Annotated in this window: 26 protein-coding genes; all 26 read left to right on the forward strand. The window is 46.1% G+C overall.

The window, feature by feature from the left end:
- The first annotated feature begins 5 nt into the window (after window positions 1-5).
- The 26 genes from IGI88_RS07370 (at window position 6) to IGI88_RS07495 (ending at window position 22,518) form a co-directional block, all read left to right on the forward strand.
- Window positions 6-371, forward strand: coding sequence for a flagellar biosynthetic protein FliO (locus tag IGI88_RS07370; RefSeq protein ID WP_008376622.1), 366 nt, complete (start codon window positions 6-8; stop codon window positions 369-371).
- The gene (gene fliP, locus IGI88_RS07375) at window positions 368-1,132 is read left to right on the forward strand and encodes a flagellar type III secretion system pore protein FliP (protein ID WP_005232783.1); all 765 of its coding nucleotides are present in this window, start codon (window positions 368-370) and stop codon (window positions 1,130-1,132) included. Before IGI88_RS07370 ends, fliP begins: the two co-directional genes overlap by 4 nt.
- A gap of 25 nt (window positions 1,133-1,157) precedes the next feature.
- Window positions 1,158-1,421, forward strand: a complete 264-nt coding sequence (fliQ, locus tag IGI88_RS07380; RefSeq protein WP_005232782.1) for a flagellar biosynthesis protein FliQ — start codon at window positions 1,158-1,160, stop codon at window positions 1,419-1,421.
- 12 nt (window positions 1,422-1,433) lie between these two features.
- Window positions 1,434-2,183, forward strand: coding sequence for a flagellar biosynthetic protein FliR (gene fliR / locus IGI88_RS07385; protein WP_016619533.1), 750 nt, complete (start codon window positions 1,434-1,436; stop codon window positions 2,181-2,183).
- 30 nt (window positions 2,184-2,213) lie between these two features.
- Complete coding sequence (locus IGI88_RS07390; protein WP_005232780.1) at window positions 2,214-3,281, forward strand: EscU/YscU/HrcU family type III secretion system export apparatus switch protein; 1,068 nt, start codon at window positions 2,214-2,216, stop codon at window positions 3,279-3,281.
- A 19-nt stretch (window positions 3,282-3,300) separates the two neighbouring features.
- A complete protein-coding gene (gene flhA, locus IGI88_RS07395; RefSeq protein ID WP_194199380.1) occupies window positions 3,301-5,376 on the forward strand; it encodes a flagellar biosynthesis protein FlhA in 2,076 nt (691 codons plus the stop codon).
- Between the two features lie 30 nt (window positions 5,377-5,406).
- On the forward strand, window positions 5,407-6,114 hold the full coding sequence (locus IGI88_RS07400) for a sigma-70 family RNA polymerase sigma factor (protein WP_015508736.1): 708 nt from the start codon (window positions 5,407-5,409) through the stop codon (window positions 6,112-6,114).
- A complete protein-coding gene (locus IGI88_RS07405; protein ID WP_194199379.1) occupies window positions 6,111-6,812 on the forward strand; it encodes a flagellar hook-basal body complex protein in 702 nt (233 codons plus the stop codon). The genes IGI88_RS07400 and IGI88_RS07405 overlap by 4 nt, the downstream gene beginning before the upstream one ends.
- A 10-nt stretch (window positions 6,813-6,822) precedes the next feature.
- Entirely contained in the window at window positions 6,823-7,605 is a 783-nt protein-coding gene (locus IGI88_RS07410; RefSeq protein ID WP_139959983.1) for a flagellar hook-basal body protein, read from the forward strand.
- Between the two features lie 12 nt (window positions 7,606-7,617).
- Window positions 7,618-8,328, forward strand: a complete 711-nt coding sequence (locus IGI88_RS07415; protein WP_005232774.1) for a cell division ATP-binding protein FtsE — start codon at window positions 7,618-7,620, stop codon at window positions 8,326-8,328.
- A gap of 154 nt (window positions 8,329-8,482) precedes the next feature.
- Window positions 8,483-9,778: a methyl-accepting chemotaxis protein gene (locus tag IGI88_RS07420; protein ID WP_194199377.1), complete on the forward strand. Its 1,296-nt coding sequence runs from the start codon at window positions 8,483-8,485 to the stop codon at window positions 9,776-9,778.
- A gap of 18 nt (window positions 9,779-9,796) precedes the next feature.
- Window positions 9,797-10,300, forward strand: a complete 504-nt coding sequence (locus tag IGI88_RS07425) for a chemotaxis protein CheW (RefSeq protein WP_005232772.1) — start codon at window positions 9,797-9,799, stop codon at window positions 10,298-10,300.
- The gene (locus IGI88_RS07430) at window positions 10,272-10,781 is read left to right on the forward strand and encodes a chemotaxis protein CheD (protein WP_008376607.1); all 510 of its coding nucleotides are present in this window, start codon (window positions 10,272-10,274) and stop codon (window positions 10,779-10,781) included. Before IGI88_RS07425 ends, IGI88_RS07430 begins: the two co-directional genes overlap by 29 nt.
- A 15-nt stretch (window positions 10,782-10,796) precedes the next feature.
- Window positions 10,797-11,807 carry a chemotaxis-specific protein-glutamate methyltransferase CheB gene (gene cheB, locus IGI88_RS07435; RefSeq protein ID WP_008376604.1) on the forward strand — a complete coding sequence of 337 codons (1,011 nt, stop codon included), beginning with the start codon at window positions 10,797-10,799 and terminating at the stop codon, window positions 11,805-11,807.
- A 5-nt stretch (window positions 11,808-11,812) separates the two neighbouring features.
- Entirely contained in the window at window positions 11,813-12,586 is a 774-nt protein-coding gene (locus IGI88_RS07440; RefSeq protein ID WP_005226631.1) for a CheR family methyltransferase, read from the forward strand.
- Window positions 12,587-12,607: 21 nt separating this feature from the next.
- Window positions 12,608-14,659, forward strand: coding sequence for a chemotaxis protein CheW (locus tag IGI88_RS07445; RefSeq protein ID WP_429960319.1), 2,052 nt, complete (start codon window positions 12,608-12,610; stop codon window positions 14,657-14,659).
- Entirely contained in the window at window positions 14,656-15,243 is a 588-nt protein-coding gene (locus IGI88_RS07450; RefSeq protein WP_005226634.1) for a chemotaxis protein CheC, read from the forward strand. The genes IGI88_RS07445 and IGI88_RS07450 overlap by 4 nt, the downstream gene beginning before the upstream one ends.
- A 14-nt stretch (window positions 15,244-15,257) precedes the next feature.
- The gene (locus IGI88_RS07455) at window positions 15,258-15,620 is read left to right on the forward strand and encodes a response regulator (protein WP_003129084.1); all 363 of its coding nucleotides are present in this window, start codon (window positions 15,258-15,260) and stop codon (window positions 15,618-15,620) included.
- A gap of 19 nt (window positions 15,621-15,639) precedes the next feature.
- On the forward strand, window positions 15,640-16,029 hold the full coding sequence (locus IGI88_RS07460) for a chemotaxis protein CheW (RefSeq protein ID WP_005232757.1): 390 nt from the start codon (window positions 15,640-15,642) through the stop codon (window positions 16,027-16,029).
- A gap of 17 nt (window positions 16,030-16,046) precedes the next feature.
- A complete protein-coding gene (gene fliM, locus IGI88_RS07465; protein ID WP_005232756.1) occupies window positions 16,047-17,057 on the forward strand; it encodes a flagellar motor switch protein FliM in 1,011 nt (336 codons plus the stop codon).
- A complete protein-coding gene (gene fliY / locus IGI88_RS07470) occupies window positions 17,054-18,112 on the forward strand; it encodes a flagellar motor switch phosphatase FliY (RefSeq protein WP_016619538.1) in 1,059 nt (352 codons plus the stop codon). The genes fliM and fliY overlap by 4 nt, the downstream gene beginning before the upstream one ends.
- Window positions 18,113-18,207: 95 nt before the next feature.
- Complete coding sequence (gene flgM / locus IGI88_RS07475; RefSeq protein WP_016619539.1) at window positions 18,208-18,483, forward strand: flagellar biosynthesis anti-sigma factor FlgM; 276 nt, start codon at window positions 18,208-18,210, stop codon at window positions 18,481-18,483.
- Window positions 18,484-18,840 carry a hypothetical protein gene (locus IGI88_RS07480; protein ID WP_016609029.1) on the forward strand — a complete coding sequence of 119 codons (357 nt, stop codon included), beginning with the start codon at window positions 18,484-18,486 and terminating at the stop codon, window positions 18,838-18,840.
- Window positions 18,841-18,851: 11 nt separating this feature from the next.
- Complete coding sequence (gene flgK, locus IGI88_RS07485; protein WP_016619540.1) at window positions 18,852-20,375, forward strand: flagellar hook-associated protein FlgK; 1,524 nt, start codon at window positions 18,852-18,854, stop codon at window positions 20,373-20,375.
- A gap of 3 nt (window positions 20,376-20,378) precedes the next feature.
- Window positions 20,379-21,299: a flagellar hook-associated protein FlgL gene (flgL, locus tag IGI88_RS07490; protein WP_005226641.1), complete on the forward strand. Its 921-nt coding sequence runs from the start codon at window positions 20,379-20,381 to the stop codon at window positions 21,297-21,299.
- 136 nt (window positions 21,300-21,435) lie between these two features.
- Window positions 21,436-22,518, forward strand: coding sequence for a flagellin (locus IGI88_RS07495; RefSeq protein ID WP_005226642.1), 1,083 nt, complete (start codon window positions 21,436-21,438; stop codon window positions 22,516-22,518).
- Window positions 22,519-22,534 lie beyond the last annotated feature (16 nt).

A 22,534-nucleotide genomic window follows, 5' to 3' on the forward strand; every position in this document is an offset into this window, starting at 1 on the left:
TGTTGATGGAAACATTTTTATCGCTGGTCAAAATGATTGGGTTTTTGCTGCTTATTCTTTATTTGATCAACATTAGTTTGAAATATTTGAATCGTTACACGAACCAGCACAATCACCAGTTGCGTATTTTGCAAAAAATCGCCGTCAGCAAGTCGTCTTCGATCGGGATCGTCCAAATCATGGACAAATGTTATGTCATGAGCTTTTCTGAACAGCAAAATCAGATCATCAAAGAGTTGACGCAAGAAGAAACGGCCGCTTTTTTACAGCAAAGCCTAGAAAGCACCCAAGTGCAAGCTGGCAAAGATTTTTCTGAATGGCTAAACAAAGCCAAGGCGGAAATTGCTGGAAAACGAGGCAAGCAAAAATGAAGATCAAAGGCAGAGATATCAAGATCATGGCTGCGGTCCTTTTCAGCAGTCTGATGCTTCCGCAGACGGCATTTGCGCTAGACACGGAAGACGTCAGTTCCACCATCAACAATTTATTGTCGAATGGGAATGGCTCAAGTGATACGATCAATACTTTCTTGTTGCTGACGCTGCTTTCCCTTTTACCAGTCTTGCTGATCATGATGACTTCTTTTACTCGTATCATCATGGTTTTGTCCTTTGTGCGCAGTTCGTTAGGTACACAGCAAAACCCGCCCAATCAAGTGTTGATCGGGTTGGCCTTATTCTTGACATTTTTTATTATGAAACCTGTGTATACCGACGTCTACCAGCAAGCGATTGAACCGTTTGATCGACAAGAGATCAGCCAAGCCGAAGCCTTTGACCGCTCAGAAAAACGGATCAAGGCCTTTATGATGGTACAGACACGGGAAAAAGACATTGCCTTGTTTGCGGAAGCTGATGGGGAGACCGAAAAGTATCATTCTTCTGACGATGTTCCTCTGACCGTTATGGTACCGGCGTTTATTATCAGTGAGTTACGAACGGCTTTCAGTATCGGCTTTTTGATTTTTATCCCCTTTTTGATCATTGATCTGGTCGTCTCTAGTATCTTGATGTCGATGGGGATGATGATGCTGTCGCCGATCATGATCTCACTGCCCTTCAAGATCTTACTTTTTGTTTTAGTGGATGGCTGGTATCTGATCGTGGAGTCGCTGATCAAGAGCTTTCAATAGCCGCTAAGAAAGGAGCCAAGAGGAAATGACAGTAGAAATGGTACTTGATGTGCTAAGGGAAGCCTTTCTTCGAATTCTAGCGATATCTGGCCCCGCCTTATTGGTTGGCATGCTCGTTGGATTGGTGATCAGTATTTTTCAAGCCACTACCCAAATCCAAGAACAAACGTTGAGCTTTGTGCCGAAACTATTAGCGATTTTTTTGACTTTGATCTTAGCGGGAAATTTTATGCTGAATCTCTTGTTGAATTTTACCGAAATGATCTTCAAAATGATTGCGGCAATGTAAGGAGGAAACCTGATGGCGACGATTCAAGCGACGGTGTTGATTTTTTGTCGAATATTGGCGTTTGTCGTCCTTTGTCCGATCTTCTCACAGCAAAATTTTCCGTCACTGGCAAAAATCGTGATTGGCATGGCGTTGACGGTCCTATGTCTGCCGACGGCACCTGCGATTCCCGAGCTTTCCCTCTTTATGCTGACGGTTTTCGTCATCAAAGAAGTACTGTTTGGGATGGCGATGGGCTATTTGAGCCAGCTGGTCTTTACCGGTGTGGAAATTGCGGGCCAATTGATCGACTTTCAAGTAGGCTTTTCGATGGCGCAAGCCTATGATCCGACGTTGCAAATCGCCTCTTCCCAGTATGGCAAAACGTACTATTGGCTGACGATCGCTGTGTTTTTTGGTCTTGATCTGCATCATCGACTGATCACAGCACTGCTGTTGTCTTTTCGGATCGTGCCCTTAGGCTCTGTGGTGATCCAAGGCACGACGGTTGAAGGCATCGTCAAACTTTTCAGCCAAATGATGGTGATGGCAGTCAATCTTGCGGCACCAATGATCATTGCGCTGCTGTTGGTGGACCTAGTGCTAGGTGTGATCTCTCGTTCGATCCCCCAGATCAATATTTTGATGATGAGTCTCTCGATGAAAACTGCCATCAGTTTTGTGGTGTTTCTCTTGCTATTACCCAATGTCCTTTCGTACTTAGGCAAACACTTGCCAGATACGGTCCGCTACTTGCAGGAGTTTATCGAGTCCTTTCAATAAAGTAACAGGCAGCCAGCAGGAGGTGAGAAGATGGCAGAAAAAGATGGCAAAACCGAGCTACCCAGTGCCAAGCGGCTGCGGGATGCCCGCAAACGCGGGGAGGTACCTAAGACCCAGGAATTAGCAGCTGCTGTTTCGCTGCTGGTCTTCTCATTTTTGATCCTGTCTTTATGGCAGTTTTTCGCCGCTTCTTTTTTGCCTTATTTTTCCCAAAGTTTGGCGCAGCTGGCTGATTATCAAACCAGTTTGGCGGATCTGCCAAAACTGGGGGTGCAGAGTATCTTGCTGCTGCTTTTGTTGTGTGCGCCCGTCTTTCTGGTTGCGCTCGGAGTCGGGCTTATCACGAATTATGCCCAAGTCGGTCTGTTGTTTTCCGGCAAGGCCATCAAACCAGATTTTAAAAAGCTGAACCCCATCAGCGGGATCAAGCAGCAATTCAGTTTGCGCTCGTTGATGAATTTAGGCAAAACATTGGCGAAATTCGGCGTGATCGTCTACTTGTGCTATCAACAATTTTTAGCCGCCGTCCCTGTTTTACTGGGTTTGAGTGAAGTGGGGTTGGAAAAAACGATCCTGTTCATGCTGCTGCGGGCCAAAGAATTGTTTTTACAGATTTCGATTTTCTTGATCATTTTAGCCGTAGTCGACTACGGCTACCAGCGCTATAGCCATCGTAAGAACTTGATGATGAGCAAGCAGGAAGTCAAAGAAGAGTTCAAGCAAATGGAAGGTGATCCGCAAGTCAAAGCACAGCGCAAAGCGAAGTACCGTGCGATGACCCAAAATGCCATCGCCAACGTCAAAGAAGCGACGGTTTTGATCACCAATCCGACCCACTTCGCCATTGCGATTCGTTACGATGCCAGCAGTGAAGGGGTGCCTCGGGTCTTGGCCAAAGGGGCAGATCAGCTGGCGCAGCGGATGAAAGCAGAAGCCCTGAAAGAAAATATCCCACAGATCGAAAACCGTGAAGTGGCACGGGCCCTTTATCGTCAAGTAGAACCCGGGGATCTGATCCCTGTTGAAATGTATGAAGCCATTGCCGAAATCATCGCTTTGGTCTATCAGTTAGAAGAAAGCCAACGCGGCAAGATTTAAGGAAACAGGAGGAACAAAAATGAATGAGGCTGCCTCAAAACCGAAAAAAGGCATTGGTCTGGCGGATATCTTAATCTCGGTGATCGTCCTAGCTATTATTGGTTTGATTATTATTCCATTACCGAGTGCATTATTAGATATTTTGATCATTATCAATTTGACGATTGCGATCAACATTTTACTGATCACCCTGTTTACCAAATCAGTGTTGGAATTCACTACGTTTCCAACCTTGCTGCTGATCACAACGATGTTTCGTTTAGGTTTGAACCTATCTTCCACTCGTTTGATCTTGACCCAAGGAAATGGCGGACACGTGATCGATGCCTTTGCCAATGTCGTTGCCGGCAGCAATTATATCGTGGGGATCATTTTGTTCGTGATCATCATGGTCGTTCAGCTAGTCGTCGTGACCAATGGTGCAGGGCGTGTCTCAGAGGTGACTGCTCGATTCACATTGGATGCGATGCCCGGCAAGCAAATGGCGATTGATTCCGACCTAAATGCCGGTTTGATCACAGAAGCGGATGCCCGCAAACGACGAAAAGATCTGCAGCGAGAAGCTGATTTCTTTGGTTCGATGGATGGTGCCAGCAAGTTTGTCAAAGGAGATGCGATCGCAGGGATCTTGATCACTGTCATCAATTTAGTTGGTGGGGCGATCATTTTCTCCATGGGGGGACAAATGACCGTCATGGAAGCCTTCGCCCAATTCGGGAAACTGGCGATCGGGGATGGCTTGGTCAGCTCGATTCCCTCTTTACTGATTTCGATTGCTTCTGGGGTGATCGTGACTCGTTCCGATAACGATAGTTCCTTTGGTTTGGATATTGCGGCAGATGTGATGCGTAATCCCCAACTGTTTCGGATCGTGGGGGCGATTCTCTTCGTTTTAGCCTTAGTTCCCGGGTTTCCTTTTGTTCCTTTTGTGTTGATTGGCTTAGGCCTTTTCGTAGCCAGCTTTCTGGTGACGCAAAAAGAAGAAAAGCAGCGAGTGGAACAAAAACAATGGGAACAAAAACTGGCACTGGAACTCAAAAAAGAAGCACAGGAAGAAGACGATTCCGTGGCTTCCTTCCAAGTGGAACCAATCTCAGTGGAAATCGGTTATGGTTTGATCCCTATCGTGGATCGTTCGATCGACAACAGCTTGATGAACCGCATCGTGGCGATCCGTAAACAGAGTGCCAGAGAATTAGGGATCTTAGTCAGTCCCGTTCGTATTCGCGACAATCTCTATTTGGATGCCAATGATTACGTGATCAAGATCCGCGGCAACGAAGTCGGCCGCGGCGATATTTACCCGAACAAAGTCATGGTGATCAGCCCGAATGAAGAGCCATTTCCTTTTCAAGGAATCACAACAAAAGAACCAGCCTTTCATCTGGATGCTATGTGGATCGATGAATCCGATAAGGAGATGGCGGATCTGCAAGGGTTTACGATTATCGAGCCGTTGACCGTGATCGCAACACACTTAAAAGAAATCATCTATGCCCATGCACCAGAGCTGTTAGGTCGCCAAGAAGTCAAGAAATTATTGGAGGGCATCAAAGAGCAGTACAATGTCGTGATCGATGAATTGATCCCCGATATTTTGCGGCTCGGCGAGGTCCAAAAAGTTTTACAAAATTTATTGGATGAACAAATTCCCATCAATGACTTAGCAACGATCTTAGAAACCTTAGCCGATTACGGCGTTGTCACGAAAGACGTAGAAGTTTTGACAGAATATGTTCGCCAAGCACTGAAACGGACGATCGCTGCCAAGTATGCCAATGAGAACCACGAGCTGCAAGTGGCGGTGATCCAGCCGAAACTAGAAGAAATCATCGCTCAAAGTATCCAAAAAACCGCAACTGGCTCGTACCCGGTCTTAAAACCAGATACCGTGACCAAGCTGTTGGATTCCATCAGTGGGATCCAACATGCGGCGATCGCTCAAAATATCAATTTCGTGATTCTGGCATCGCCTAAGATCCGGTTAGCATTCAAAAAAATGATCGTTTTTAATTTTCCAGATATCGCCGTTCTTTCTCTGAATGAGATTCCCAATGAAATTGCGATCGAAACGGTGGGCAGTATTGACATTTAAGCAGAATTTTCTTAGGAAGGGGCATCGCCGATGTATGAAGTCGATCGAGAAGCGGAGATCATCAAGTATCTGCCGCTAGTGGAACGGGTGGTTCAGCGCCTGTCTATCAAAACCGCCGATTATGAATCAGGCGATCTCTACAATATTGGGGTGATTGGGCTGATGGATGCCTTGCGGAAATTCGATCCCTCAAAAAAAGTTCCTTTTGAAAGCTATGCAGCGATTCGTATCAAAGGGGCAATTATTGATGAAGTACGCAAGCACGCCAAAATCTCCCGATACAAAATGGCGGCAGTCAATCAGTTTTATCAAGCACGGCAAGAGTTGGAGCAAAGCCTCAAAAGAGAAGCGACCGACACCGAGATCTGCAAACAGCTGGGAATCAACCAAAGTCAATTAGCGGATATTTATGAGAGTCTGCACTACTTAGCCAGCGTCTCTTTGGAAGATACCTTGTTTGCTTACCAAGAAGAAGGCATGACCTTAAAAGATATGGTTCGGGATCCAGCCGAAAATGTCGAAGATACCTTGGTCGCTGAAGAAAAACGCACCGCCTTGGTGGCGTGCATCAAAAAATTAGGGGAACGAGAACAATTGATTTTAAGTTTGTACTATACCGAGGAACTGACGTTAAAAGAAATCGCTGAAATCTTAGAAGTCTCGATTCCACGAGTTTCACAAATTCACGGCAAAACGATTGCCAAATTACGCACATTGATTGAGGAGGAACTGGCATGATTCGAGGATTGGATGTCTTATCACGGAACATTTCATTATTACAAAAGCGACAAGAGACGACGAGCGGCAATATTGCCAATGTCAATACAACAGGGTATCAAGCAAAAACCTTGTTCCAGTCGGCGCTAGATGAAGTGGTGCTGCATAATTACCAAAGCGGGCCCAATGCGGATACTCGTCGCGATATCGGTGGGTTGTCTTTAGGGACCCAATTGGCAGGCAGTACCATCAGTCAAGACCAAGGCGCTGTCAAACAGACGGGACAAGCCAGTGATTTTGCACTGCTTTCCGAAGGCTACTTTGTCGTTCAAAACAATGCGGGGCAGCGGTTGTATACGAGAAATGGCGACTTTACCGTCAATCAGCAGAATCAATACGTAACACAAGAAGGCTATCTTGTCTTAGGTGCCAATGGACAAGCAGTCAGCGCCTTGGGACCAGCGAACTTTCAGATCCAAACATTTCCCCCAGAAGCATTGACTACAGCTGGTCAAAACTATGTGACTAGCAACGCAGCAGGAACCACGGTGAATGCATCCGTGATCCAGCAAGGTGCCTTAGAACAAGCCAATGTAGCGGTTGCCGATGAAATGGTGGCGATGATCCAGACTTCTCGGGAATTTGAAGCCAATCAGAAAGCCTTGAGTTCAACGAATCAGACATTGCAAAAAGCGGTCAACGAATTAGGAAAGATTTGAGGATGAGTCAATGAATATCAGTGGATTATTAGGAATCAGCCGTTCTGGGTTGAATCATTTGCAGACAAACTTAGACACGACAGCCAACAACATCGCCAACGTCAATACCAATGGCTACCAAGCACAAACGACGCACTTTCAAGCATTGATGGAAAATGCCATCGGTGCAGAAGAAACGCTGTTTAATGGCAACGCCGCCCAATATGGTGCGTCAATGGGGGCGAAGGCAACCACGACCACCAGTTTTGCCCAAGGCAATCTGGCGGGCACTGCTCAGCCATTAGATCTCGCGATCCAAGGCAATGGCTTTTTCGGGGTTCGGGACCAAACCGGTCAATTGCTGCTAAGTCGAGCAGGCAATTTTCATTTAAGTGAGAACAAGCAATTAGTCAATAGTGAAGGGTACCCTGTGGCAATGACCACAAACGTACCGACCGCGCAGTGGCCAGATGCGCAGCAAATCGCAATAGATGCCAGCGGTCAGTTGACGACGGAAGAAAATGGTCAGACTCGCGTGTTGGGACAGCTGACCCTTTATCAGCCGACGAATACAGAAAACATCACGCCAATGGGCAACCAACTGTACAGTGCCGGTGATCAAGCGTTGCTTACTTCGCAAACCAATCCGGCAGCCTTTGGCAGCGTGTTGCAAGGACAGTTAGAACAGTCGACGGTGGATCTAGCGACGTCCATGACAGACTTGTTAACGACCCAGCGTGCGTATGGATTGAATACGAAAGCCATGCAGACAGCTGACGAGATGTGGTCCGTGATCAATCGTTTTACAGATTAGAGGAGAAAGAACATGATTCGCTTAACCAAGGTCAGTAAAAAATTCAGCAATGGTACGTTGGCATTGGCCGATATTTCTGTTGCGATCCCTCAAGGAGAATTTATCTATGTGGTGGGTCCCAGTGGTGCCGGCAAATCGACCTTATTCAAATTGCTCTTGAAAGAAGAAGAGCTTTCGGCCGGTTCTATCCAAGTCGGCAATGTCTTGTTGGAACAACTCAAAGACCGTCATCTCTATATGATTCGACGACAAGTCGGTATCGTCGGACAAGAAGACCTTTTGCTTCCTTATCTGACGGTTGCCAAAAACGTTGACTATGCGCTGCAAGTACTTGGCACTCCCCGTAAGCTGCGTCAGGAAAAAACCGCCAAAGCACTGCAACTGGTGGGTATGTTTCCTCAAAAGGATCACTATCCTGAAGAGCTTTCCGTGGGACAGCGCAAAAAAGTAGCGATCGCGCGGGCGATCGTCACAGAGCCAGCAGTCTTGATCGCCGATGAGCCCACCGCCAATCTGGATGCGAAATCAGCCGTTGAAGTCATGAAACTACTCTTGCGGATCAATCAAGTCGGTGCCACGATCCTCTTGGCGACCCACGACAGTACGATGGTCAATACGGTCCGTAATCGGGTGGTCGAGCTGCAAAACGGTCGCTTGGTTCGTGATGAATACCAAGGCGGCTATACGCGCTTTGCTGATCCAAAAGATACATATGTCTGGTGAAGATGCTTAACTTTTCTAGCAAAAGATCCGATTAAAGAACTAGAAGATTGTTTTCATAATCGGATAAAGAAGGAGTGACCCAACGATTATCAAGTGAAGAGCGAATCTTGATAAACAGCACGACTGATCATTTTGCATAGGAAAGGATACTGTTATGAAGAAGAAGGTACAAGCTATCATCAAAAAAATCCGCTTGGCGGCGTTGATTCCGCTAGGGTTTACCCTGATCGTATTATTAGGATGCTATTTCTTCGTGATCCGCACCCACGGAGACGGACAAGCAGCAAAAAGTTTCTTTATTTTTTCAGTGATCGTATTGCTGCTAGAAATCGCAGTGATAGTAGGAATGACCTATTTGGTAAAAAAAGAGACCCACTCGGGCATGGATACGTTGTTGACAGAACTAGAAGCAGTTGGTTCTGGTGATCTGTCGCATATCGATGAGATCGGCAGCAGCGACCAAAATTCCCTTTTTGGGCAAGTTCAAAATCGTTTTCAAGGGGTTTTAAACACCTTCAAAGCGGTGATCGTTGGCATGCACGAAGAAAGCAGCCGAATGGAAAAAATGGTAGGCGGCCTAACGACAACCTCAAAAAATGCCAAAAATTCAATTGAAAATGTGCGTCAGACGATGAATGCCATCGCAGATGCCACTAGTTCACAAGCCTCCGAAGCGGAACAAACCTCCTTTGATATGGACGAGCTAGCCTTAAGTATCGAAGAGATCCACAAAGAGATCGAATTGATGAACGGCTATGTGGGTCAATCCCAAAGCAGCAATGTCCACAATTCAGAAATGATGTTCCATGTATTTGAAAGCTGGGAGATCGAACGGCAAAACCAAGCGGAATTAGTGGAAAGCATGAACGACATGAACGAAGATGTCCAAAGCATCGGTAAGATCGTTCAGCTGATCAATGACATTTCTGATCAGACCAACTTACTGGCATTGAATGCATCCATCGAAGCAGCTCGAGCTGGAGAAGCGGGCCGAGGGTTTGCCATCGTTGCGGAGGAAGTCCGCAGCTTGGCGGAACAAAGCAGTCAATCAACGAAAAGCATTCGTTCGATCATTGAAACGATCCGCAAAAAATCGGAAAAAGTGGTCTCTGCAGTGACGGATTCCTTTGAAAGCGGCGAAAAACAAACCAACAATATCAACAAAGCGATCGAGTCAGCCAATGAGATCTCTGATATTGTCGAAAAATTGGTTTCAAGTATTCAAGCCGTGGAAGCCCATATTACCGGGATCGTTGAGAAAAAAGACATGGTTCAAGTTTCCGTCAGCAACATTTCGGCTGCTGTTTCGGAAACCTCTGCCGGCACCCAAGAAGTAACGGCAAACTTAGAGGACTTCTACTTAGTCATCGAAGACTTTGAGCGGAATGTGCAAGAGATCGAAACGATCGCCACTATCCTTAAATTCCAAGTGGATAGTTTCAAATTCTAAAAAGGAGCAGTGACGCCAATGGAACAATACGTTGTATTTAAAAGTCATCAACAACTCTTTGCCTTGCGTATCGACTATGTGGTACGGGTCATTGAGGCTGCTTCTTTTACACAGCTGCCGGAAGTGGCGGATTTCGTGTTGGGGATCCAGCCTTTTGAAGAGGCAATGGTTCCGATCATTGACATCCGCAAAAAGCTGTTTGATGAATTTACGCCGGAAACTGGGCAAAATGTGGTCTTGTTGTGTCACTGGCAAGAGCAAGCGATCGGCCTTTACGTGGAAGAGATCGTCGGCATTTTACCGCTAGTTGAAAGTCCCAGCAATGCGGAATTAAATACGTCAGGACTCAAGCAAAACTATATCGAAGCCTTTTTGGAAAAAGACGATGAACTTGTGCTGGCATTGGAACTGCCATTTCTCTTCAGCTATGAACAAGCCGCTGAGATGACGGCGGAGTTAGACGCCTATCAGACAGAGGAATTGGCAGCCGCCAATGACGATGACAATGATGACCGTGAATGAGGAACTGCATGTGGGGATCTCGGAGTATAAGATCGCCCAAGCGCCAACGCGTTTGATCACGGTGGGTTTAGGTTCTTGCATCGGCACGATCATTTACGATGAAGCCAGTCATATCGGCGGCTTGAGTCATATTATGCTGCCAGATAGTCAGCCTTTTTTGCACAAGCGGGAAATCAAGCCCGAGAAGTTTGCGGATTTGGCATTGCCGGCGATGGTGACTGAGCTGGAACAAAAGATCCGTCGGCCTCGCTTTCAAGCGAAAATCGTTGGCGGCGCCAATATGTTTCAGTTCCAGACGCTTAACGCTGCCAGCAATATTGGTCAGCGCAATATTGAAGCCGTCGAGGAAGTCTTGGCTCGGCTAAACATTCCGATCGTGGCCAAACATGTTGGCGGCAGTGCTGGTCGAACGATGATCGTGGATCTTCAGGATTTCAAGACCATGGTTCGGCAAGTCAAACAAGAAATCGTTTATTTGTAAAAGGAGTACAGGGATATGAAAAAAGTAATGATCGTCGATGATTCGGCATTCATGCGGAAAGTAGTGACAGATTTATTGAATCAGCTGCCTGATATCGAAGTGACCGTCGCTGCCCGCAATGGCAAACAAGCATTGGACTATCTGACCAAAGAAGCGATCGATTTGGTAGTAATGGATGTGGAGATGCCTGTGATGAACGGATTAGAGACCTTGCGGAGGATGAAACAGCAATCAGCCATTCCCGTCATCATGCTTAGTTCATTAACCAATCAAGAAACCACGATTGAGGCATTGGCGCTAGGCGCCCGAGATTTTGTCGAAAAACCGGTCAGTCTATCGATGATTGAAAAAGAATGGATCGCTGAATTTCATCAAAAAATTTTGGCGATGGATCATGAAGCCGGCACGGTTCAAACCCTGATGCCAGCGATTGCCCAGCCCACTAAGCTGACGCAAAACAGCTTGCCGGTATCACTTGATGCGCTAGTCATTGGTGCTTCAACAGGCGGACCGCGTGCCTTGCTGGGGATAATCCGCCGTTTGCCTGCGCGTTTGCGTTGTCCCATTTTGATTGTTCAGCATATGCCTGCGGGATTTACGGCTTCCTTTGCAAAGCGCTTAGACACAGAGACAACCGTCCGAGTACAAGAAGCAGTCGATGGCATGCGGATCGAAAATCAAGTGTATCTTTGTCCAGGGGATTACCACATGACGGTCAAACAAGGGCACTTGCAACTGGACCAGCGAGAAAAACGACATGGGACGCGGCCAACCGTCGATTATCTTTTTTCCTCAGCAGCTGACTACTATGGCCCGCAACTAGCGGCGGTGGTTTTGACGGGGATGGGAAAAGACGGCACCGCTGGCTTACGACAGATTCAAGCGGCTGGGGGCTATACGATCGTTCAAGACAAAGAAACGTGTACAGTCTTTGGGATGCCGCGGTATGCCATTGAACAAGGAGTCGTGGATGAAGTCCTGCCGTTGCAGGGCATTGAAGCAAAAATTGCACAGATGGTCAGGTGAAGAAGATGGAAGAAGAATTTGCCTTATTTAATGCGTGGGTGGATCGCCGATTAGGGATTCCCTTAGCCGCATACAAAGAAAATCAAATGCAGCGCCGCATCCTTACGATCATGGAAAACAGCGGGGCAAAAACGTTGAGGGAATACCAGCAATTGATCGAAGGAGATGACGGGGTGCGGGCGGCTTTTTTAGCCCATATCACCATTAACGTAACGGAATTTTATCGCAACAAAGAACTGTTTGACGCCTTTGAACGCGTCTTGAAAACCATTGTTCTCCCGAAAACCACGCTGCCAAAAATTTGGAGTGCCGCATGTTCGATTGGGGCAGAACCCTATACGATCGCCATGCTGCTAGAAAAAAACCAAATTGCCGCAGCCAATGTCTTGGCCACTGATATCGATACGCAAATTTTGGCAAAAGCCAAGCAAGGACTCTATCGAGACCACGAATTGCGGAATGTCTCAGCGGCAGAACGTACCCGTTTTTTTGATGCAAAAGAAAAGAACCAGTTTCAAATCAAACCAGAAATCAAACGGCGGGTTCATTTTAAGCAACACGATCTTTTGAAAGACCCGTACAATGGGCCTTTTGATGTGATCGTTTGCCGCAATGTGACGATTTATTTCAAAAGTGATGCTCGGGATGCCGTCTATCAGAAATTCAGCGATGCATTGGTGCCAGGGGGCATTTTGTTTACGGGAGCGACAGAAACGATCAATTTTGCGGAACAATTCGGTCTCAAGAAAATCGATTCGTTTATCTATCAAAAAGTATAATTTTGTAAAGGAGGGACCCATTTGGATGACAATAGTGTCTATCGTACCCTTTTCTTTGAAGAAACAGACGATCATTTAGCGCAGTTGAATGATCATGTCTTGCAATTGGAAAACGATCCAAAAGATAGCGCCTTGCTGAATGATATTTTCCGTTCTGCCCATACCCTTAAAGGGATGGCGGCAACGATGGGCTATGACGTCATGACGCAGCTGACCCATAAAATGGAAAATATTTTTGAGTTATTTAAAACAGGGACCTTGCAAGTGACCCAGCAATCGATCTCATTGATTTTCAAATGTCTAGATCGTCTGTCAGAACTTGTGGAGGATCTGCGGGAAGAACGTGACCTGCAGCCAGCTCAAATTGCCGATTTATTGGCCGAACTTGACCAAACAGAACATTCTGGCGGCCTACCAACCGAGACAGAAGCAAGTCAAAAACCCACCGCAGTGGGCGCATTAACCCCACAGCTTCAACAGATCGACCCTTCTGATCTGTATGTGATCGAGCAAGCGGCTGGAGATGGCTATCAAGCGGTCCAAATTGCTGTTCGCTTAGATGCCCAATCCATGTTAAAAGGCGCTCGTGCCTTCTTGATCATGGAAAAGCTGGGCCAAGCAGGGGATGTTCTCTATACAGAACCAGATGCCCAAACACTCGAAGAAGGCACCTTTGAATCAGATTTTTCACTGCTGTATTTGACGCAGCAAACACTGGCTGATGTCGAGCAAAACATCGCCAGCAATAGTGAGATCGAAGCCTTCGTGGTGGCACCTTTTGATCCATCAGCCGCTGTGTTGGAGGAGGCAGAAGAGTTACTTCAACCAGCGCCGACCCAAGAGTCAGAGACTCCTGCCCTTCAGCAAGCGACAACAGAAACGAAAGAAAAATCGTCGGCGCCCGCGCATCATGCGTCCGCCCAAAATCAATCGATCCGAGTCGACTTGAATCGCTTAGATTCATTCTTGGATCTCGTGTCCGAATTGGTGGTCTATCGCAATCAATTAGAGGATGTCAGTGAGCGGGAAAACATCGAAGCAGTCAAAGACCCCTTAGAGCAAGTTTCACGATTGACCTCTGAGCTGCAAGATTTGGTCTTGCGGATCCGCATGCAGCAAGTCAATGTCGTCTTTAGTCGCTTTCCGCGAATGGTTCGGGACTTATCCAATGAACTGCAAAAAGAAATAGAACTTGTCATTTTTGGGGAAGAAACGGAATTGGATAAAACAGTGGTTTCTGAGTTGAGTGAACCTCTGGTCCATCTATTGCGTAATTCTGTCGATCACGGCATCGAAGCACCCGATGTTCGAGAAAAATTGGGCAAACCGCGCAAGGGTACGATTCGTTTGGCGGCCTACCAAGAAGGCAATCGCGTGATCATTACTTTAGAGGATGATGGCAAAGGCCTTGATCCGCAAGTAATCAAAGCAAGTGCTGAAAAGAAAGGCTTAGCAACGGAAGGCCTTTCCGATGAAGCGTTGCAGCAGCTGATTTTCCATCCTGGTTTTTCAACGGCGCAAGAAGTGACCAATATTTCTGGGCGCGGTGTCGGGATGGATGCTGTGCAATCGAAGATCACCCAATTAGGGGGCACGATCGAAATGAAGAGTCAGCCGAATAAAGGCACGCAGTTTGTGATCAAATTGCCATTGACCCTGTCGATCATTCAAGCGTTGATGGTTCGTGTCGGAGCAGAAACCTTTGCGATCCCATTAAATCTCGTCGAACGCGTGGTGATGGTCAAAGAAGAAGAGATCATCCAGACGGTATCGGATGAGGTCTATCGTTTTCAAGAGGAGTTGATTCCCTTGGTTCGGACCGATCAACTCTTAGCGATCGAAAGCGATCCATCTGAGAAAAAATTCGCCATCATCGTCAACAATGACCAGCAATTTCACGGCATTTTGGCAGATGAACTGATCGGCCAGCAAGAAATCGTCATCAAGAAAATCGATCCGCTGCTGCAAAAGCTGAATCGCTATCAAGGAGCAACGATTATGGGTAACGGCTCGATTGCACTGATCTTAGACATTCATGCCATCTGTCAGGAAAAAAAGGATGACCGCTTATGAGTTATACAGCGCTGCAGATCGATGGCCTAAAAGAACTGATCAATATCGGCGGTGGTCACGCTGCGACGAGTTTATCAAAGCTCGTCCAACAACCGATCGATATGCGGGTACCGGAAGTCGAGATTCTAGCTTATGAGGACCTGTATCAGCAGATCATGGCGGAAGACAAAGAAGTTCATGTGGTAATGAGCCAGATCGAAGGGGCGTTTCGAGGGATCTTCTTGTTTGTCTTAACGGATGAATCCGCCGCAAAATTGCGTCAGTTGATGATCCAAGAAAGCGATCCGTCTGAAGAATTGAAGCAATCGGTCATCAACGAGTTGACTAACATTCTTACCAATTCTTTTTTGATCGCGATCGGCCAACTATTGGAAACTCAGCTGAGTGCGTCTTTACCAAGCGCCAGCTATGATTTCTTTGGCGCAGCGATCAGCTCCATCTATTTGGCGATGGCCCAGTATGATGAGCAGGTGATGGTGATCCGTAATGAGTTCGTCTACGCCAAAGAAACATTAGAGGCATCGTTATTTTTGATTCCAGAAATCGGTGTACTAGAAAACATATTTGATTCATTAGGAATTTGAAAGGGGCAAATACAATGTCAAAAAAAGTATTGATTGTGGATGATGCGGTATTTATGCGCATGAAATTAAAGGATATTTTAGAAAAAAACGGCTATGAAGTCGTGGGGGAAGCCCAAAATGGCCAAGAGGCTTTTGAAAAATACCAAGCAACGACACCAGACTTAGTGACTATGGATATCACGATGCCAGAAGTGGACGGCTTAGAGGCATTAAAAATGATCCGCACGTTTGATGCGCAGGCCAAAGTCGTAATGTGCAGTGCCATGGGACAACAAGGAATGGTGATGGATGCGATTCGCGCCGGTGCGGTGGACTTTATCGTGAAGCCCTTTGACACGGACCGCGTAATCACTGCCATCGACAAAGCCTTTGCCTAATGCCTAGGAGGATAGCGACATGCAGATGATTCTTTTCAAAATGGCTCAGCAGTACTATTTGATCTCGGCGGACTCGGTGGACGAGGTCATTGATGCCCCTTCCTTTACGAAGGTGCCCTTAGCACCAGAGTGGGTGGAAGGGTTGATCAATCTGCGGGGGTCTGTCGTAACGGTGATTCGTTTGGCAAAATTGATTCCCATCATGGAACCAGCCTACGAAAAAAACATATTGATCATGAAGAAGCAAGAGGAGACCAAAGGGGTCCTCGTAGAAGAAGTAATTGAAGTACTTGATATCACTGAAGACGATATCCAACTGGGCAATCAAGAGACAGAACATGCCGTTGGGGTCGTGACGATCGGTGAAAAAGTAGCCAGTGTGATTCAAATCGATCACATGATTTTTTAAAAAAATGGGGGATTAGTGTGGATCAGGTATTGACGCAGCAAGAGATTGATTTATTGTTGAATGCGATGAGCAGCGGAGAGATCGATCAAGAAATTATTGAGATAGAAGACAAACAAGCCAAAGTGAAAGCCTACGATTTTCGCCGACCAACAAAGCTGTCGAAAGAATACGTCAATACCCTGCACATGATCTTCGAGGATTTCTCGAAGATGAGCAGCAGCATGCTTTCTACCCAACTGCGGACCAATGTTTCTTTGCAGTTGGCAGCTATCGAACAAGTCAGTTATGACGAATTTATCCATTCGATACCAAAATTTACTTTGTTGGGGCTCTTTCATTCTCAGCCTTTGAGCGGGATCCAGATGATCGAGATGAACCCGCAACTGTGTATGATGTTGGTGGAGTTGTTGTGCGGCGGCTTGGATGTTTATCAAAACAAGCCGATCGAAATGGATTTTAGCGAGAAAAAAAGTTTTACTGATATTGAAACAGCGATCTTGGAAGAAGTAGTAGCACAATTTGTACGGGTCTACCAAAATGTTTGGAAGGACATCGTTGCCTTGGATTCGGTTTTGGATGGAATCGATACGAATCCGCAATTGATGCAAAACATGTCGCCCAACGAACCCGTCGTATTAGTGACCTTTACTATCAAAATTTTTGAAGTGAAACATTTTATCAATCTATGTATCCCCTATGTCTTCTTTGAAGGGATCATTGATAAATTAAGTTTCCGCAATTGGTTTGATAGCAATCAGCCCGTCAACCAAGACGATAGCCGCGAGTTGCAAAAAAGTTTGAATGGGGTCGGATTGAATCTAGAAGTTCTGCTGGGCCATGCTCAAATGAGTCTTTCTGAGTTTCTCCACTTAGAAGAAGGCGATGTCATCAAACTAGACAAAAAAATTACTGAACCATTAGAGACCTTCATCGATGGAAAACCTTACTTCCGAGCAAAACCTGGGAAGCAAGAGGACCGTTTAGCCATTGAATTATTAGACAAGTTAGAAGAGGAGCAAGAACTATGAGTGAACGTTTATCCCAAGCAGAAATCGATGCATTGTTGAATCAAAGTGCCCCAGCCCAGCCGCAAGGATTAGAAGAGCAAGTCAAAGTCGACATTATCGGCGAAGTTGGCAATATCTCCATGTCGCAAGCGGCGACGACGTTGTCTTCCATTCTTGATCGTCGGGTCAGCATCACGACTCCCCGGGTGTCTAAAATCAAATTTGGTGAGATCTTAAACGACCTCGTTGCACCAAAAGTAGCAACGACAGTTGAATTTAAAGAAGGCCTTTTAGGCAGTAATTTGATGCTGTTAGAAGTCAAAGATGCCATCGTGATCGCTGATTTGATGATGGGGGGAACCGGTGAAACCAGCAACACCCAATTCACGGAATTAGAGCTAAGTGCTGTGGCAGAAGCCATGAACCAAATGATTGGGACTGCCTCGACTTCGATGGCGACGATGATCAGCCGTAAAGTGGATATCTTACCGCCGATCGTCAAACTATGGGAGACACCAGAAAACATTGAGTATAGCGGGATCGAGGCAGAGGAAGAGATTTATTGTATCTCATTTTCTTTGCGCGTCGAAGGTCTGATCGAAAGCAAAATCATGCAGATCTTTACGGATCCGGTGGTTAACGATATCGCCAGTGCGATGCTGTCCGATGAAGCGACTGTCGTTACTCGAGAAACACCAACACCGCAGCCAACGGCACCCGTTGCTGCGCCTACCCCTGAACCGGCGGCTACATCAAAACCCGTTGAAGTCAGCAAACCGGCGTTTCAAACATTGGCCTCTAGCGGGGTGAGCGATGGGGATAATTTGGACTTGATTCTTGATGTGCCACTGGATCTAAGTGTCGTGTTAGGCCGCAGCAAAAAAACCATTAAGGACATTTTATCTTTCAATACAGGGTCCGTCATCGAACTGGAAAAACTGACGGATGAACCGCTAGAGATTTTGTTGAACGGCAAACTGATCGCCACTGGGGAAGTCGTGGTCATCAATGAAAACTTCGGCGTACGGATCACCAACATTCTTTCGCAAAAACAACGCATCCACAATTTGCATTAATTTGAAGAAATCGCAAAAAGTTAAACATATGGGTTTAACTTTTTTGTGATTTGACCGATAGTAGAGGGTAGAAGAATGAGAACGGAGGAGAACCTATGAAAATCGAAAGAGGTTACGCAGAATACAGCGACAAGGCTATCAAACGTGAAGCGGTCAAACAAGAAAAGCCAACTGCTGCTCAGACAGAAAAAACCGTCGATGTTCAATTGTCCGAAACAGCTCAAGCCATTCAAAAGAGTGCCAATCAAACAGCCAGTCGCAGTGAACGAGTGGCAGAATTGAAACGAGCGATCAAAGAAGGCACCTACCAAATATCTGCCGAAACGATCGCCGATAAAATGCTGCAGCAAGATGAAAAGCAGGTCGACTAGATGACAGAACGGGAATTTGAGCGTCAGCTACAGCAGTTCTTGCGGTTGCTGCAAAAAGAAAAGACCTGCTTGATCAAAAATCAAGCAGAAAAATTACCAGAACTCGTCGAGAAAAAAACCGCCTTCGTACCCGTTTTTTCCACGTATGAAGGAACTCTTTCAGTGGCGATCAAAGAACTCATCCGCCAGATCCAAGTGCAGCAAGCCGAGAATCTCCTGCTGACGGAACAAGCCATTAGTTTCCAAACCGTTTTGATGGATGCAGTCAAAGAAAATATCAAGACACCGGCAAATACGTATTCGAAATACCAAGAAAAACAAGCAGTCTCAACAGCGATCATCGATCAAAAAATGTAAGGAGTACTACTATGACAGGACTATTCGGTTCATTAGGCACCGCAACCCGGGGCATGACCGCCAATCAAGCAGCGTTGCAAACCAGCAGCCACAACATTGCAAATACCAATACAGACGGCTACTCAAGACAACGAGTCAACTTGCAAGCCGAAGCGTCTTACCATCTAGCGGGTGTCGGCAGCATCGGTATGGGTGTGAAAGTCGGCAGTGTCGAACGGATCGTCGATGATTTTGTCATTGGACAAGTACGCAATGCCAATTCTACCTATACATATTATGAACAAAAAGCAGACATATTAGGACAGCTGGAAAGTTTAATGAATGAGCCTTCCGACAACGGACTGTCCAAACAGCTGGCAACGATGTTTGATTCTTGGACCGCATTAGCCAACAATCCTGAACTGGATACGTCTAAGACCCTTGTGCTGGAAAACAGCAGTACGTTTGCCGATACCATCAACCAAATGGGCAAACAAATGACGCAGCTGCAAAGCGACACGCTGGATACCATCGAAAAATCCGCGCTGGACTTCAATGAGAAGGTCAAGCAGCTGCAATCCTTGAATGAACAAATCTATGGGTTGACGACAAGTGGTGAAACACCCAATGATCTCTTAGATCGTCGAGACAGTCTGTTGAAAGATCTCTCGGGTCTAGCAGGGATCGAAACCAAGACCGATCAATATGGCCGTGGGTTTGTATCTATGAGCGGACAGACGATTTTAAGTGCGGAGGAACGCAATACCCTTAGTGTGGTGGTGGGACAAAGCGACACAGGCGCCTTAGTTTCCAAAGACGGCAACGCCTTGAATCCTGCCGAAACCATCACGGGGTCTTATCCAGCTGGAACCGTCTTGTTGACGAAAACCACCGACAATGGCGACACCGCCTATACAGAATTGCCGATCAAAGAAGGGGCGATCGGTGGCCTGCAAGCATCATCTAGTGAAATCGGCAGTCGCTTGACGGAATTGAACAACTTTACGACGACGATCGCGCAAGCCATGAACATGGTCTTTACCGGCGGCGCTTCTCGTACAAGCGGACTATTTGAGATCGGCCAAGATGATACCGGCACAGCGACGACGATTCGGGTCAGCCAAGCACTGTTAGATAACCCAAGTCTGGTGACCGGCGGAACGAGCAATGCAGCAGGAGATGGTTCAAGAGCTGCTGCAATGGCCAAACTCAGCAGTGCCAAATTGGATTTCCCGTTGTCAGAAAAGACGATCGCTTCTTTTGATTCTGAGACATTGACGTTTGCTAATGCAGCATCCGGCATGAGTGTCAGCAGTTATTTTAACAGCATCGTCACCAAAAACGGGATCTCAAAACAGCAAGCCGACAATACGGTCAGTGCCCAATTGTCGCTGCTGAATCAACTAGAATACAAAAATCAATCGGTGTCCGGTGTTTCATTAAATGAAGAAATGTCAGATGTGATTCGTTTCCAACAAGGATTTCAGGCCAATGCCCGCATATTATCGGTCGTTTCTGAAATGTTAGACACATTGATCAATCGAACAGGAGTGTAGAACATGCGTATTTCCAATTCAATCACCTACAATGATTTTTTACGAAATCTAGGAACCAACGCCTCCAAAGTCCAATCCACGTTGAATCAGCTATCGAGCTTGAAAGAAGTCAGCAAGTCCTCGGATAATCCACTGCTGGTTTCAAAAATCATGGATCTCAATGTGTCGTTAAATCAAAACAAAACCTACAATAATACGATCAAAGACAGTATTTCTTGGACAAAAGCCCAAGATTCTGCTTTAGAAAGCGTCAGTACCTCGATGCTGCGGATTCGCTCGTTGGTTCAATCTTCTGCCAATGCGACAGCTGGCAGTGAGGAATTAGGGGCAAATCGTTCAGAGATCGAGCAAGAGATCGAAGGCATCGTTGAATCATTAAACACCAACTTTGATGGCCGCTATCTATTTAGCGGAACGAATACGACGACGGCGCCTTTTGAGATCGTCAAAGAAAATGACGCCATCGTCGGTATCAAATACAATGGCACCAGCGAAGACTTGCCGCGAGAAATCGCAAATGGGGTCTCAGTGGATCTGTTAGCCAGCGGTGATCGTCTGATGAACGAGACGGGCACCGCTGCGGATCCCCAAAATTTAAGCACCTATTTCAATGATTTGTTGTCTGCATTGCGCAGTGATGATAAAGATGCCTTAGGGGGCGAGCTTTTAACCGCTCATGACCAGCATGCCACTAATGTGGTGAATGTACGGGCGCAGATCGGCACCCTCTACAATCGCTTGGAGGCGGCAGCTGATCGAAATGAGACGGAAAAGCTGAACTTGACCGAAACACTGTCCAACAAACAAGACGTCGATATTGCGGAAAAGTATATGGAATATCAAAATCAAATGACTGCCTACCGTTCAACACTAGCGATGGGAACAAAGATCATGCAGATGTCCATTCTAGATTATTTAAATTAACCCAAAAACTTTTGTTCTTTGCTGAGAGCAAAAGTTTTTTATTTTTTTTAGAAAAAAGGCTTAACCCTGAACGGTTTCTTCCGATAAATAGTAGCAGAGGGAAACCTTAGCGAATAAAAATTAGGAGGAACTACACATGAGAATCAATACAAACGTTTCAGCATTGAATACTTACTCACGCCTAACGGCAGCAAATGCTTCTAAAAGCAATTCTTTGTCTAAATTATCTTCAGGCTTACGCATCAACAAAGCTGGGGACGACGCAGCTGGCTTAGCAATTTCTGAAAAAATGAAAGGCCAAATCGGCGGTTTGTCACAAGCAAAAAGCAACGCACAAGATGGTATTTCATTGATCCAAACAGCAGAAGGTGCATTAAATGAAACCCACAGCATCTTAGGCCGTATGCGTGATCTTGCGGTTCAAAGTTCAAATGGTACGTTAAGTGATGACGACCGCAGTGCGATCAACAAAGAATACACCGCATTGTCTGATGAAATCGACCGTATCAGCAATACCACTGAATTCAATACAAAAAGCTTGTTAACTGGTGAAGGCGATGATGCGAAATCATTCACTTTCCAAATCGGTGCCAACGCAAACCAAACAATGAGCGTTTCAATCAACAACATGAGCTCATCTGCATTGAAAGTAAAAGGCTTAGATTTAACACAAGCCATTGACACAAGCGATGCCAAAGCTGTTGCTGCAGCAAAAGATAAAGCAGTAGCGACTGCTTTCAAAGCAGATGCTACAACAAAATATGCAGCGGACGGCACAGTTGATGCGGCAGCTGGTAAAACAGTTGCTGAATTACAAACAGCCATCGATACAGCTGCGGATGATACAGCAAAAGCAACAGCTCAAAAAACATACGATGATGCTTTAGCAACATTTACCGCTTCTGATGAAGGCAAAGCAGCAGCGGCAACTGTCAGCGTTGAAAACAACCCAATCACGAAAATCGATGAAGCGATCAAAGCAGTTTCTGCACAACGTGCGGATCTTGGTGCGGCGCAAAACCGTCTAGAACACACAATCAACAACTTAGGTACAACACAAGAAAACCTATCTGAAGCAAACTCACGTATCCGTGACGTTGATATGGCCCAAGAAATGATGAGCTTTACGAAGAGCAACATCCTTTCTCAAGCAGCAACTTCAATGTTGGCACAAGCAAACTCAATGCCTAACAGCGTATTGAGCTTGTTACAAGGATAATTTTTGATCAAGTGAA

The sequence above is a fragment of the Enterococcus sp. AZ179 genome (assembly GCF_050498885.1).
GTDB lineage: Bacteria > Bacillota > Bacilli > Lactobacillales > Enterococcaceae > Enterococcus_D > Enterococcus_D entomosocium.